Here is a 14,948-nt window from a genome sequence, read left to right as displayed (position 1 = left end):
TTAATAAAAAACCCAACAACGAATAGTTGTTGGGTAGGTCTATATTCTTATATCTTTCTTCTTTTCTCTTAAAAAAGATCTAGTCATTCAATTTCAAAACAGCCATAAATGCTTCTTGCGGAATCTCAACATTTCCTACTTGACGCATACGTCTTTTACCTTTTTTCTGTTTTTCAAGTAATTTACGCTTACGCGAAATATCTCCACCGTAACATTTTGCGGTAACGTCTTTACGAAGTGCTTTAATCGTTTCACGAGCAATAATCTTAGCTCCAATTGCAGCTTGAATCGGAATATCAAATTGCTGTCTTGGGATAAGTTCACGTAATTTTTCGGTCATTTTTTTACCGATGTTGTAAGCGTTATCTTCGTGAATCAATGCAGAAAGTGCATCAACAGTCTGAGCATTCAAAAGAACGTCCAATTTCACCAATTTCGAAGTTCTCATTCCGATTGGAGAATAATCGAAAGAAGCATAACCTTTAGAAACTGTTTTTAAACGATCGTAGAAATCGAATACAATTTCCGCCAAAGGCATATCAAAATTCAATTCAACTCTTTCCGTTGTCAGGTAGGTTTGGTTGGTAATTAAACCACGTTTTTCGATACATAAACTCATTACGTTTCCAACGAAATCGGCTTTTGTAATAATGGTTGCTTTAATAAACGGCTCTTCAACTCTGTCTAGTTTTGAAGGCTCTGGTAAATCTGATGGATTGTTTACAATTAAAGGCGTTTCAGGATGTTTTTTAGTATAAGCCAAATACGAAACGTTAGGAACAGTTGTAATAACAGTCATATCGAACTCACGCTCTAGACGTTCCTGAATGATTTCCATGTGAAGCATTCCTAAGAATCCGCAACGGAAACCAAAACCTAAAGCAGCAGAACTTTCAGGACTAAAAACCAATGAAGCATCATTTAATTGTAATTTTTCCATTGAAGAACGTAAATCCTCATAATCTTCTGTATCAACAGGATAAATTCCAGCAAATACCATTGGTTTTACATCTTCGAAACCAGTAATCATATTGGTTGTTGGCACTTTTGCATCTGTAATCGTATCACCAACTTTTACTTCGCGTGCTTCTTTAATTCCAGAAATCAAATAACCTACGTCTCCGGCAGAAACCACATTTTTCGGAACTTGATTTAATTTTAATGTTCCAATTTCGTCAGCAAAATATTCATTGTCCGTAGCCATGAATTTAATTTTCTGCCCTTTTTTGATTTCACCGTTTACCACTCTAAAGATTACCTCAATTCCACGAAACGGATTGTAAACCGAGTCAAAAATTAAAGCTTGTAATGGCTCCTCTGGATTTCCTTTTGGAGCAGGAATTTTTTCGATAATGGCAGCAAGAATGTTCTCTACACCAAAACCAGTTTTTCCAGATGCGTGAATAATATCTTCTAATTTACACCCAAGTAAATCGATAATGTCATCACTAACTTCTTCTGGATTAGCACTTGGCAAATCGACTTTGTTTAAAACTGGAATAATTTCCAAGTCGTTTTCAAGAGCTAAATATAAATTTGAAATCGTTTGTGCTTGAATACTTTGTGCAGCATCAACAATCAATAGCGCCCCTTCACAGGCAGCGATCGATCTCGAAACTTCGTATGAAAAGTCAACGTGCCCAGGAGTATCAATTAAGTTTAAGATATATTCTTCGCCTTTGTATTTGTATTCCATCTGGATGGCATGACTCTTAATGGTAATTCCACGCTCACGCTCTAAGTCCATGTTGTCAAGCAATTGCGCTTTTTCTTCACGGGCTGTCACAGTTTGCGTTGCGGCTAGTAATCGGTCTGCCAATGTACTTTTACCGTGGTCAATGTGTGCAATAATGCAAAAATTACGTATCTTCTTCATTTGTATATATCAGTTCTCTAAAAACGAGTTTAAGTATTTTTGGGTTTAAAACAGACTAAAGCAATTGCTTTAAAGCATGTTATTAAGGCGCAAAGATAGCGCAAAGTTTTGGATTCTGGAATGCTGATCTTCGATAGTTAATAGGAATGAATTAAAAACAGGGCTAAAATTCAAAATTGAATCCTTTTTCTGTTAATTTCTTGTACATTTCAGCATCAAATTTATAAAGTTTGGCTGCCCTGTGCGAAACATCTTTTTGCTTTTCGTCTAATGCTGTGAGCAGTTTCATGTGAAGAATTTTTCTTCTGAAATTTGACTTGTCCAATTCGATTCCTAAAATTTCTTCATATAAATGCATTAATTGCAATAAGGTGAATTTTTCAGGTAATAAATTAAAACCAATCGGTGCCTGACGAACACGGTTTCTTAATTGCAATAAGCTGAAATCGAGAATTTCATTGTGGTCAAAAATCAAATCTGGAATTTCATTGATTTTATACCATTTGGCTTCAATAACTTTTAAACTGGCTTTAATGTTATAATCTTCTCGGTTAACCAAAGTATAATAGCCAATTGTTACAACGCGTCTTTCTAAAACACGTTTCGGATTTGTAAATGCCTTTAACTGCTCCAGATAAATATCTTCAAGACCTGTAAGTTCCTGCAAAATACGCTGCGCGGCATCATCGGCACTTTCTTCAAGTTGAAGCCATCCACCAAGAAGTCCCCATTTTCCTTTACTTTCACCTTGAGCATGCTGCACCAGAAGCACTTCGAGGCTTTCTTTATTGAAGCCGAAGAAAACGCAGTCAATTGTGATTCCGTCTACGGCAGGTTTGTTATGTTGAGTAGTTGTGTCTGTCAATTTTGTTGTGTTGTTTCGAAGTGTAAAAAGTGCTTTTTTAAATTTATTTTAGACGAAAATCAAAATTCGAAATTGAATCCTTTTTCGGTTAATTTGGTATAAATTTCGGGATCAAATTTGTACAATTGTGCCGCTCTGTGCGAGACATCCTGTTGTTTTTCGTCTAAAGCGACCAATAATTTCATGTGAAGAATTTTTCTTCTAAAATTGGGTTTGTCCATCTCAATCCCTAAAATTTCTCCATACAAATGCATCAATTGCAATAAAGTAAATTTTTCTGGCAATAAGTTAAAACCAATTGGTGTTTGGCGAACTTTGCTTCTTAGGTGTTTTATACTATAATCTAAAATTTCGTTGTGATCGTAAATCAAATCCGGAATTTCACTGATTTTATACCATTTCGCATCCGAAGCTGTAAAACCTGCCTTAATATTGTAATCTTCTCTTTTTACAAGTGCATAATATCCAATAGTGATAACACGTCGAAGCGGAAAGCGATCGGGATCTCCAAATGCTTTCAGCTGTTCTAAATAAATATCTTCAAGGCTTGTAAGTTCATGCAATAAACGATGGGCAGCTGCGTCGGTGCTTTCCTTCTTGTAAATCCATCCTCCTGGAAGACCCCATTTTCCTTTGCTGATACCTTCGCCGTGCTGTACTAAAAGTACCTCAAGACTTCCCTGATCAAAACCAAAAATCACACAGTCAATTGTGATGGCATTCATGGCGCTGTGTTCATTTTTTGGTGCAGGTTTGTCGTCTACATTTTCAATCATACTCGAGATAAATTTTGACAAATTAAATAAATTAAATGATTAAGAGGCTTCTTTGAAAGCTTTATATTTTTTTAACGAAACAAAATTTTGATAATCAGGTAATTATAAATCGTTCAGAAATGGTCTTTTTTTTAAAGGATTCTTAAATAGTTGATTGTCAATTTTATAAAACGTTGTTTTTTCTATATTTTTTATTTTAAATCTAATTTGATTTTTATAACATTCATAAAAATGAAATAGAATTTATCAGAATAGAAAAAAATTAAGCCTAATATTTTGTTAATATAGAAAATTGTTTTACACTTGTAGTCAAATTTACCATAAGATAAATTCAAATTGACCATAAGTAAAAAAGACAAAACTACAACTTAACTTAAACTTACCACAATTGTTTTTTTGAAAATTGATTGAAATAGCTTTTTTGATGAAATAATCATCATTAAAAAATGCAAAAAGAATTGATTTAGATGTTTTAAAAAATAAAGAAACATCTGCTTATAGTCAGCAAGTACTAAATGTTGGAAATGAGATTCAGGCCCTCATTTTTGGCATGACCTGCTTGGGAATTTTTCCGGAGTTTCTCTTAGGGTAGAAATTACTAACTATAACTTAAACTTAATCAATTCTTATTATGAAAAGCAAAAATTGTATTAAAACAACAAAGCTGTCGTATTTTATGACGGTGCTGCTTAGCGTATTTATGATGCAGTTTGGATTTGCACAAGAATCTAAAACTGTAAGTGGAACAATCACTTCTGCCGAAGACGGATTTGGAGTTCCCGGAGCAACTGTACAAGTACAGGGAACAAAATCGAGTACTGTTACCGATTTTGATGGAAAATATAAAGTAGAAGCTAAAACAGGAGATGTTTTAGTGGTGAGTTTTGTGGGTTTCAAAACTCAGAATATTACGGTTGGAACTCAAAAAACAGTAAACGTGGTTTTGAGTCCAGAAACAGCAGAACTTAAAGAAATTGTAGTAATTGGTTACGGTACTCAAAAGAAGAAAGTTAATACTGCGGCAACCTCTTTGGTGTCTGGAAAAGACATTCAGCAAGTAGCGAGTCTAGATGTTGTAAATGCTTTGCAAGGTCAGGCTTCTGGGGTTTCGGTAACTTCTTCTTCTGGTCAGCCGGGAGCGAATATGGTGGTAAATATTCGTGGTGCAGGTACAGCTGGAAACAGTGATCCTCTTTATGTTGTAGATGGTGTGGTAGTAGATAACGGAATCGGATATCTGGATCCTTCGGTAATTGAAAGGATGGATATTCTAAAAGATGCTTCTGCAGCTTCTATCTATGGAGCAAGAGCGGCAAATGGAGTTATTTTGGTTACGACTAAAAAAGGAAAAGATGGTAAAATGAATGTATCTTTTAGTTCATACACAGGTTTTCAGCAGATTGCTAAAAAACTGGATTTGATGAACACACAAGAATATACCACAATTATTAACGAAGCTCGTGTAAACTCTGGTTATGCGCCATTGTATACAAAAGAGCAAATTGCTGGATTTCCAAACAATGACTGGCAGAAAGATTTGTTTTACGAAGGAGCAATGAAACAAAATCATTCTCTTTTGATTACAGGTGGTGACGAAAAATCTACTATTGCCACTGGTTTGTCTTACTACGGACAAGATGGTATGATTGGAGGTTCTACGAATCAATCTCAGTACGATCGTATCACGTTTTCTGTAAATTCTACTTCTGAAGTTATTAAAGGATATTTGAAAATTGGTGAAAACTTTACCTTATCCAACATTAAATCTAAAGGTGTAGCAGATGATGGTATTTATGGAAATGCGATTAGAAGTTTCTTAAATGCTGCTCCAATCGATCAGGCTTATGACGAAGATGGAAATTTTGCTCGTTCCATTATTTCGAATGACGTAACAAATCCAGTTGGATCTTTATACTACAACAACTTCAATCAAACGAAAACCAATCGTTATGTTGGGAATATTTTTGCTGAATTGAAAGTTATTAAAGACCTTACTTTCAGAACAAGTTTTGGTGTTGATATGACAGATAGCAACTACCGCGCTTTCAGACCAGTTTACTCTCTTTCTTCAAACGATAATAATACCGTTTCTAGTGTGACTCAGAGTGCTACTAAATCTACGGGATGGATTTTTGAAAACACTCTTCAATACAAATTCAATCTTGCTTCTTCTCATAATTTTGATGTTTTAGTAGGTACTTCTGCTAAAAAGAATACGTCAGATTATATGGAAGGCCAAGGAAGAAACTTAATTTTTGATGATTTCGAACATGCGTATTTGGATAATGCAAAAGATCCGACTTCGAATGTGGTAAAAGGAAATCGTAAAGATTATGCGATTCAATCTTATTTCGGACGTTTATTGTACGATTACAACAATAAATACTTATTCTCTGCAACAGTTCGTCGTGACGGTTCATCAGAATTTGGCCCAGATAACAAATACGCTATTTTCCCTTCGTTCTCTGCAGGATGGAATTTAGACAAAGAAGCTTTCTTTAAAGAAAATAAAGTTTTAAATAGTTTCAAATTTAGAGCAAGCTGGGGACAAAATGGTAACGACCAATTTGGTAGAAGATTTGCTTATTTGTCAACTGTAAATTCAACAGACAAAACCTATCATTTCGGAACTGGCGACGAAACTTTATTAGTAGGTTCAAGTCCTGATCAATTGGCAAACCGTAACTTAAAATGGGAAACTTCTGAACAATTGGATTTAGGTTTTGATGCTACATTATTTACCAACTTCACTTTAACTTTCGATTATTACGATAAGAAAACCAAAGACTGGTTGGTATTAGCGTCGATTCCGACCTATGCCGGAGCAACTGCGCCTTATATTAATGGTGGAGACGTTAGCAACAAAGGTTTTGAAATTGGGTTGGCTTACCGTACACGTTTCGGAAAAGACTGGAATTTCGGAATTAATGCAAATCTTTCGCGTAACGAAAATGAAGTGTTGAGAATTGCAAACAGCGAAGGAATCATTCACGGAGAATCAAATGTATTATTCCAAGGTTTAGATGAGATGAACCGTGTTGAAGTTGGAAAACCAATGGGCTATTTCTACGGATTAAAAACAGACGGAATTTTCCAAAATGCAGCTGAAGTTGCAGCAGGTGTTCAGCCAAGTGCTCAACCTGGAGATGTTCGTTTCGTGGATTTAAATGGTGACGGAAAAATTGATGCTAATGATAAAACACAAGTAGGTAATCCGAATCCGGATATCACCTATGGTATCAATTTAGATTTATCTTATAAAGCGTTTGATATCACTATTAATACATATGGTACTGCCGGAGGACAAAACGTTTTTGGTATTCACGATTATACTCGTGCTTACACAAACAATACTACAGATGTATTGAACAGATGGACAAGTGAAGGAACCTCAAACAGAATTCCAAGAGTAACTTATGGAACAGATGATAATGGTAACTACACTAAATTCTCTGATTTGTATATTCAGGATTCAGATTTCTTCAGAATTAAAAATGCTACAATTGGATGTGATTTAACAAAGTTGACAGACAAATTGAAATTCTTCTCTAAATTCAGATTGTACGTGGCAGGAAATAACATTTATACTTTCACGAAATACAAAGGAATGGATCCGGAGATTGGTTTCGGAAACGTAAATCAGTCTTGGGCAAAAGGAATCGATGTTGGATATTACCCACAGCCAAGAACCTACATGATGGGTCTAAATGTTAACTTTTAATTTTTGAAAACGATGAAAACATATATAAAATTATTTGCCCTTTCAAGCCTTCTTGTTTTAGGTTCTTGTTCGGAGGATTTTTTAGAAAACGAGCCATATACAGATAAAGTAACGGAGAATTTTTATAAAACTCCATCTGACGCTTTTGAAGGTTTGGTTGCTGTTTATGACGTATTGCAAAGAGAAGCTTATGGTACGCAATTGATTGTAAGCGAGCAAGCATCTGACAACTGCTTCGGCGGATTTGGTCTTGCAGATCCAACTGTAGATTTGCAATGGGATCGCTTTCAGTACACTACCGATAAAGATATGAACGCTCTAACATGGACAAATTCTTATCTTGGAATTTACAGAGCGAACATTTTGTTAGAAAACTTAGACAAAGTAAACTGGGGAACAGATGTTGCTTTGAAAACGCGTTACGAAGCAGAAGCTCGTTTCTTAAGAGCACACTTTCACTTTCAGGCAGCAAAAATGTTTGGTGATATTGTTCCGTTGGATCATACGGTTACAACAAGCGAATTCCAATTGCCAAGACAAGCACCAGAAGTTACATATGCTTTAATTGCTAATGATTTGAAATTTGCTGCAGATAACTTAAGCAATGACAATTATTCAAAAGCAGGAAATGCAAACTTCGGACGTATTACAAAATGGGCTGCAGAAGCGTATTTGGCTAGAACTTTCTTGTTTTACACCGGAGCTTACAACAAAACAGATTTAGCAGGAGTAATTACAAAAGCGCAGGCAACAACTTACATCAATGATGTAGTAGCGAATAGTGGTCATGATTTAGTTCCTGATTTTGCTAATCTTTGGCTGGCGGCTTCTTTAGAAAACTTCGTTGGAGAAGACAATACAGAAATGGTTTGGGCAGTTCGTTTTAACGGTTCTGGAAAAGGAAACTGGGATCTTCATGAAGGAAACCGTTTCCAGGTAAACATTGCACCACGTGGAGGAGCAATCGGAAGATATGCAACAGGATGGGGAGGAGCAACCGTAAACCCGAAATTGGTTGCCGCATATGATCTTGCCGATACCAGAAGAAAAGCCTCGTTTATTGATTACGTTGGAGAAGGATTAAGTTTTGATGCACAGACAAGAGAACAACGCCAGTACACTGGATATTCTTGGAAAAAATACTGTCCAATTACCAATGCAGCAGGAACAGCTGTTGTAGAAGCAAACGGAGGAAACTTTCAAATTGACAACTACCAAGATTATGCTATTATTCGTTTTGCAGATGTTCTGTTAATGGCTGCCGAATTGAATTTAGACGCAAACGCAGGTTTAGCTCAAACAAATTTAGACAGAGTTCGTGATCGTGCTTTTAAAGATGCTGCTCACAGAGTTACAGCAAATAAAACGAATATTATGGAAGAGCGCCGTTTAGAGTTAGCATTAGAAGGATTACGTTATTTTGACTTAATCAGACAAGGAATGGGAGTAATGAAATCTGCTATTGATAACAATACAGGAGATTCTCAATTTAATGTGACTTTTAGACCAGAAACTCTAGGTTGGTTTGCTTTACCACAATCGCAGATCGTACTTTCAAATGGTACTATTCAGCAAAATCCAGGTTGGAATTAATATTTAAACTAATTGATTATGAAACGTATATTATATATAGTATTAGCGGCTGTAACAATCAGTTCGTTTTTATTCTCTTGCGAGCCTGTTGAAGATCGTGAAAGCTTGCCAGAAGTAACACAGACACCAGAAACACTTAAGTTTTCTATAACACAAAACACGGCAAAAAAGAATGAAGTAGTTTTAAAGAATGATGACCCAACAGTAATTCCATTTTGGAGATATGTTGATGGTAACGGAAATGAGCTGGGACATTCGAACAAAAGTGATGATAAGGTAACTTTTCCTTTTGCTGGAAAATACACTGTTTTTTACACAGCTTTCGTACGCGGAGGTTCTGTTGAAGCTGCACCAGTAACAATTGAGGTTCCAGAAAATGACGATGCTTTCTTCAGTGATCCAAGATGGGAAAAATTAACCAACGGACAAGCTGGAAAAACTTGGGTATTGTACATGACGGCTCCATTAGAATTTATTGGAAACACGCCAAGTTATGTAAATAGAGCAGTAAGCGGTCCAGGATGGTGGCCAAATCTTACTGATATTTCTTGGGCTGGTTTGGAAAATAAAGATTGGGGAGAAATTACTTTTAATCTTAATGGAGGTTATAATGTTTCGGTAACGCAAACCAATCCAACATTAGGAAGCACAGCTAAAACAACAAAAACAGGAACATTCAATTTTAGTTTGACAACTGGTGAAACAAATGATAGAATCTCATTCAATGGAGGAACAGAAATGCTTCATCCAAATGAACCAAGTTACTTTAGTCCGTCATTCAGTTTTACTAATGTAAAGATTGTTGAATTGACAGATAACAGTTTATGTTTTATTGCAATACGAGCAGATAATGATTATTTGATTTATCATTTAGTTCCAAAATCTTAGGTTAGTTAGTTTTGAAGTCTCAGTCCTAAAAGCATTTTGTAATGTTCTTTAAGACTGAGACTTAAATTATTTTAGTAAGAAATAAACGGTATCGATTTTTATTTCTATCTTCCAATTCCAAAAACCACAAAAAGTACCTATGCAAATTATAAAAACCTTAAAAAGCATAAGTTTAATAGCAGTTACGACTAGCATTTTTTTATTGAATTCCTGTGCTAAAAAAGAAGACTCCTTTATAAACCGAAAAGTTTCTTTTAATGAAGATTGGAGCTTTCATCTTAATGACAGTCTTGTCGATAAAGACACTATTGGAGCTGCTACAAAATGGAGAACTTTAGACGTTCCTCACGATTGGAGCATCGAAGGAAAATTTGATGAAAAAAGCCCCGCAGGATATGGAGGTGGATCACTAAACGGAGGGTTAGGTTGGTATAAAAAAACATTCAAAATAGCAAAAGAAGATATAAATAAAATAATATCAATAACCTTTGATGGCGTTTACAAAAACAGCGAAGTTTGGATAAACGGACACTACTTAGGAAAACGTCCAAACGGATATATCGGTTTTCAATATGAAATGACTCCATACTTAAATTACGGAGACAAAAACAACGAAATCATTGTTAAGGTTGACAATTCAAAACAACCTAATTCACGGTGGTATTCGGGTTCAGGAATTTTCAGAAATGTATGGATCGAAACCACAGATAAACTTCACGTTGGACAATGGGGAACGTATATTACAACTCCAAAAGTTACGGCTGAAAAAGCTTTGGTAAATATTGAAACAACGATTAAAAATCAATATGCAGAAGGTAAAAAAGCAACTGTAACTACAACAATCTTTAAAGAAGACACTAAAGTAACAACGGTTACTCAAGATATAACCATCAATGCCAACGGAAATCAAACGATAAAACAATTGGCCGAGGTTGAAAACCCTGCTCTATGGTCAGATGAAAATCCGGAATTGTACAGGGCAGTTACCGAAATTTCGCTTGACGATAAAATCATAGATCAATACAAAACCAGTTTCGGAATCAGAGATTTTAAATTTGATTTGAACAAAGGTTTTATTTTGAATGGAAAACAAGTTAAAATAAAAGGAGTTTGTATGCACCACGATTTAGGCCCGTTGGGTTCAGCAATCAACACGCGTGCAATTGAACGTCAGTTAGAAATCCTGAAAGAAATGGGTGTAAACGGAATCAGAACTTCTCACAATCCGCCTGCTCCAGAACTTTTACAGCTTTGCGATAAAATGGGTTTCATTGTCATGGATGAAGCTTTCGATATGTGGAAACAGACCAAAACAAAATACGACTACGGAAATGATTGGGACAAATGGCATAAACAAGATTTAATAGATCAGTTGTTACGCGACCGAAATCATGCGAGTATTTTTATGTGGAGTATCGGAAACGAAATTCCGGAACAATGGAGCGAAACAGGTGTTGAAATTGCTAAAGAATTAGCCGCAATTACACGCCAATACGATAAAACAAGACCACTTACAGCAGGAATGAATCCGCCGGTAAACATGAATATTGATGCCGTAACATTACAATTCGAGAAAAAAAATGTTTCGATTAATCCACTAGCCGGATCTGGAGTTTTAGATTTAATCGGATACAATTATGCGCATCAGACTTTTGAACATCATTTAGAAAACTTTCCAAAAACTCCTTTCATTGCGACCGAAACTACTTCAGGTTTACAGACAAGAGGATATTATGATGCCGTTTCAGACACAATCAAAAAATGGCCGGTAAGATGGGATCTTAAATTTACGGAAGGAAATCCAGGGAATACCGTTTCGGCTTACGATCAAGTGCAAACGCCTTGGGGATCTACGCACGAAGCCACTTGGAAAATCATTAAAAAACATGATTTCTTGGCTGGAATGTACGTTTGGACAGGTTTCGATTATATTGGAGAACCAACTCCGTACGAATGGCCATCGGTAAGTTCGTATTTCGGAATTGTCGATTTAGCCGGTTTCCCAAAAGACGTGTATTATATGTACCAAAGCGAATGGACGAACAAAACGGTTCTTCACGTTTTTCCACATTGGAACTGGAAAGTTGGACAAACAGTTGATGTTTGGGCGTATTATAATAATGCTGATGAGGTTGAACTTTTCGTAAATGGAAAATCAGTTGGAAAAAGAGCTAAAAAAGGAGATGATTTACATGTTATGTGGAGAATTCCTTTTGAAGCAGGAACGCTTAAAGCAGTTTCTCGCAAAGGTGGAAAAGTGGTTTTAGAAAAAGAAATCAAAACAGCTGGAAATCCTTCACAATTGAAATTAACGGCTGACAGAAGTACGATCAAAGCAGATAAAAATGATTTGTCATTTGTAACCGTAGATATTTTGGATGCCAAAGGAACAATAGCGCCAAATGCAAACAACGAAATCAATTTCTCATTAAAAGGAAATGGAAAAATCGTAGGCGTTTGCAGTGGAGATCCGGTAAGCCATGAACCGTACAAAGGAACTAAACATACAGCATTGGCTGGAAAATGTTTGGTAATTGTACAATCGGGAGATAAATCAGGAAGATTGGAATTAACCGCAAGTGCAAACGGATTGAAATCGTCTACAATCGTAATTACAACAGAATAAGTTACCACGTTCCTGCAAGGTTTCCAAAACCTTGTAGGTATCTATAATATTTTGAAGAAGTAAAAAAGTAAAGACCTACAAGGTTTTGGAAACCTTGCAGGAGAGCTAACAATTAGAATTATTAACGAATGAAAAACAGACAACTAACCGCATTGTTTTCAGCTTTTATGCTTGGATTTGTTTTGACGCCAAAAGCATCAGCACAAATTCAAAACGCAGATGTACTGAATGCACCAATAGATATCAGTAAAGATTTTCAGAACTATCTGAACACTTTTTATTTCGCAGACGAACTAGCTTCTTTTGATCCTGCAACGGGAAAAGGAACGATTAAATATTTAAGATACAACTATAAAACTCGTCAGGCTTTCAACAACATGATGATGAAACCGGACGTGGAAAAAGCAAACGAATTCCCAACAACAGAATATGCAGAATCTCCAGTTTTGCCATTCGAAATTCAGTTTGTTTCAGATAGAACAGTTCGTATCAAAACAACTTCTGGACCGCAATTTCATCCACAAGCAGAATCTTTAATGTTGGTAAACGGAGTAGCTCCAAATCACCCAGAATTATGGAAATATGCTAAAATCGAAGGTGGACATAGCTATACAAGCAAACACGGAAAAGTTGAAATTTTGACAAAACCTTGGCACGTAAAAATATACGATGAAAAAGGAAAACTACTAACAAACACACTTCACGATACTGACTTTAAAAACACGTATACGCCGACACTTCCGTTTTCGTATGTTCGCAGAAACAGCGATTATTCAAGAAGTATGGGCGCAGCGTTCAGTTTAGAACCAGACGAAAAAATATTTGGTTGCGGTGAATCATTCACACAGTTCAACAAACGCGGTTCAAAAGTAGTTTTATGGGCAGATGATGCAAACGGAATCCAAAATGAAACCATGTACAAACCGATTCCGTTTTACATGAGTAGCCGTGGTTACGGCGTTTTCATGCATCATTCAACACCAATTACAGTTGATTTCGGAAAATATTTTTCAAGTGCCAACGAAATGTACATTGGAGACGACGAAGCTGATTTGTTTTTCTTTATTGGAGAACCAAAAGACATTTTAGATCAATACACTAATTTGACTGGAAAAGCTGCAATGCCGCCACTTTGGTCATTTGGTTTTTGGATGAGCCGTATTACGTATTTCTCAGAAAAAGAAGGACGCGATGTTGCAAGAGATTTACGCAAATACAAAATCCCAACAGACGTAATTCACTTTGATACAGGTTGGTTTGATGTAGATTGGAGAAACAATTACGAGTTTGCAAAATCTCGTTTCCCAGATGCAACAAAAATGATGTCTGATTTAAAGAAAGACGGTTTCCAAGTTTGTCTTTGGCAATTACCCTATTTCACGCCAAAAAACACTTTGTTTCCAGAAATTATGGATAAAAACTTGGCTGTAAGAGACAGAAAAGGAAATCTTCCGTACGAAGATGCGGTTCTAGATTTCTCAAATCCTGAAACAATTTCTTGGTACCAAGGAAAACTGAAAAAGTTATTTGACGAAGGAGTTGCGGTTTTCAAAGTAGATTTTGGAGAAGCTGCACCGCCAGACGGAATTTACCATTCAGGAAGAACAGGTTTTTATGAGCATAATTTATATCCGTTAAGATACAATAAAGCAGTTGCTGAAATCACTCAGAAAGAAAAAGGATATACTTTAATCTGGGCTAGAAGTACTTGGGCAGGATCTCAGCGTTATCCTTTACATTGGGGAGGAGATTCTGAAACTACAAACGGAGCAATGTCGGCAGAATTACGCGGCGGACTTTCATTAGGTTTAAGCGGATTTAGTTTCTGGAGTCATGATGTTGGAGGCTTCGCAACTAAATCTCCTGAGAACATTTACAGAAGATGGACGCCATTCGGAATGTTGACTTCACACGTAAGAAGCCACGGAGAGCCACCTCGCGAACCTTGGTTGTACAGCAAAGATTTCTTAGAAGGATTTAGAAAAGCTGATAATATGCGTTACGAATTAATGCCATATATCTACGCTCAAGCAAAAGAAAGTTCAGAAAAAGGATTGCCAATGATGCGTGCTTTATTCGTAGAATATCCAAATGATCCAGGAGCTTGGTTAGTAGATAATCAATATTTATTCGGTTCAAGCATGTTGGTTGCACCACTTTTTGAAGAAGTAGAAGAAAGAGACGTTTACCTTCCAGAAGGAACTTGGATTGATTATCAAACTAAAAAAGTGTATCAATCAGGCTGGCATAAAATCAAAGCGGGGGAAATTCCAATCGTAGTTTTAGTTAAAGACGGAACTGCATTGCCACACATCGGTTTAGCGCAGTCGACAAAAGATATGGATTGGAGCAAATTGACTTTAAAAGTATTTGCAAGCGATAAAACAACTTCGGCTTCAGCCAAAGTTTATTTGCCAAATGGAGAGGCGCTACAAGAAATAAAAGTGACCAAAACAGGAAACAATTTTGACGTAACAACAAATCCGTTAAACGGAAAAACCACTTTCAAAACCGAGTGGGCTAAATAAAAAAGTTAAACACAAATTGCACGAATTTCCACGAATTAAATCTGTGGTAATTTGCGGAATTTGCGGTGAAAAAAT

General features: G+C 36.2%; 8 protein-coding genes. 5 read left to right on the top strand and 3 right to left on the bottom strand.

The features are described 5' to 3' along the window. Positions 1-79 precede the first annotated feature (79 nt). The 3 genes from lepA to K6T82_RS12460 all read right to left on the bottom strand — a co-directional run bounded on the left by lepA (position 80) and on the right by K6T82_RS12460 (position 3,517). Positions 80-1,876 carry a translation elongation factor 4 gene (gene lepA / locus K6T82_RS12470; RefSeq protein ID WP_223706207.1) on the bottom strand — a complete coding sequence of 599 codons (1,797 nt, stop codon included), beginning with the start codon at positions 1,874-1,876 and terminating at the stop codon, positions 80-82. Positions 1,877-2,039: 163 nt separating this feature from the next. Further along, the gene (locus tag K6T82_RS12465; RefSeq protein WP_223706206.1) at positions 2,040-2,741 is read right to left on the bottom strand and encodes an NUDIX hydrolase; all 702 of its coding nucleotides are present in this window, start codon (positions 2,739-2,741) and stop codon (positions 2,040-2,042) included. 59 nt (positions 2,742-2,800) lie between these two features. After that, positions 2,801-3,517: an NUDIX hydrolase gene (locus K6T82_RS12460; RefSeq protein WP_223706205.1), complete on the bottom strand. Its 717-nt coding sequence runs from the start codon at positions 3,515-3,517 to the stop codon at positions 2,801-2,803. Positions 3,518-4,148: 631 nt separating this feature from the next. Between K6T82_RS12460 and K6T82_RS12455 the strand changes: the two genes are divergently transcribed. The 5 genes from K6T82_RS12455 (at position 4,149) to K6T82_RS12435 (ending at position 14,873) form a co-directional block, all read left to right on the top strand. Further along, positions 4,149-7,238: a SusC/RagA family TonB-linked outer membrane protein gene (locus K6T82_RS12455; protein ID WP_223706204.1), complete on the top strand. Its 3,090-nt coding sequence runs from the start codon at positions 4,149-4,151 to the stop codon at positions 7,236-7,238. 12 nt (positions 7,239-7,250) lie between these two features. After that, on the top strand, positions 7,251-8,831 hold the full coding sequence (locus K6T82_RS12450; RefSeq protein ID WP_223706203.1) for a RagB/SusD family nutrient uptake outer membrane protein: 1,581 nt from the start codon (positions 7,251-7,253) through the stop codon (positions 8,829-8,831). A gap of 18 nt (positions 8,832-8,849) precedes the next feature. Continuing rightward, positions 8,850-9,719: a hypothetical protein gene (locus K6T82_RS12445; RefSeq protein ID WP_223706202.1), complete on the top strand. Its 870-nt coding sequence runs from the start codon at positions 8,850-8,852 to the stop codon at positions 9,717-9,719. Positions 9,720-9,858: 139 nt separating this feature from the next. After that, on the top strand, positions 9,859-12,345 hold the full coding sequence (locus tag K6T82_RS12440; protein ID WP_223706201.1) for a glycoside hydrolase family 2 TIM barrel-domain containing protein: 2,487 nt from the start codon (positions 9,859-9,861) through the stop codon (positions 12,343-12,345). Between the two features lie 128 nt (positions 12,346-12,473). Continuing rightward, positions 12,474-14,873, top strand: a complete 2,400-nt coding sequence (locus K6T82_RS12435) for a glycoside hydrolase family 31 protein (RefSeq protein WP_223706200.1) — start codon at positions 12,474-12,476, stop codon at positions 14,871-14,873. Positions 14,874-14,948 lie beyond the last annotated feature (75 nt).

It is taken from the genome of Flavobacterium potami (assembly GCF_020026915.1).
Classification (GTDB): Bacteria; Bacteroidota; Bacteroidia; order Flavobacteriales; family Flavobacteriaceae; genus Flavobacterium; species Flavobacterium potami.
Note: the sequence above shows the minus strand (reverse complement) of the source record. Positions and strands in the feature narration are given on the sequence as shown.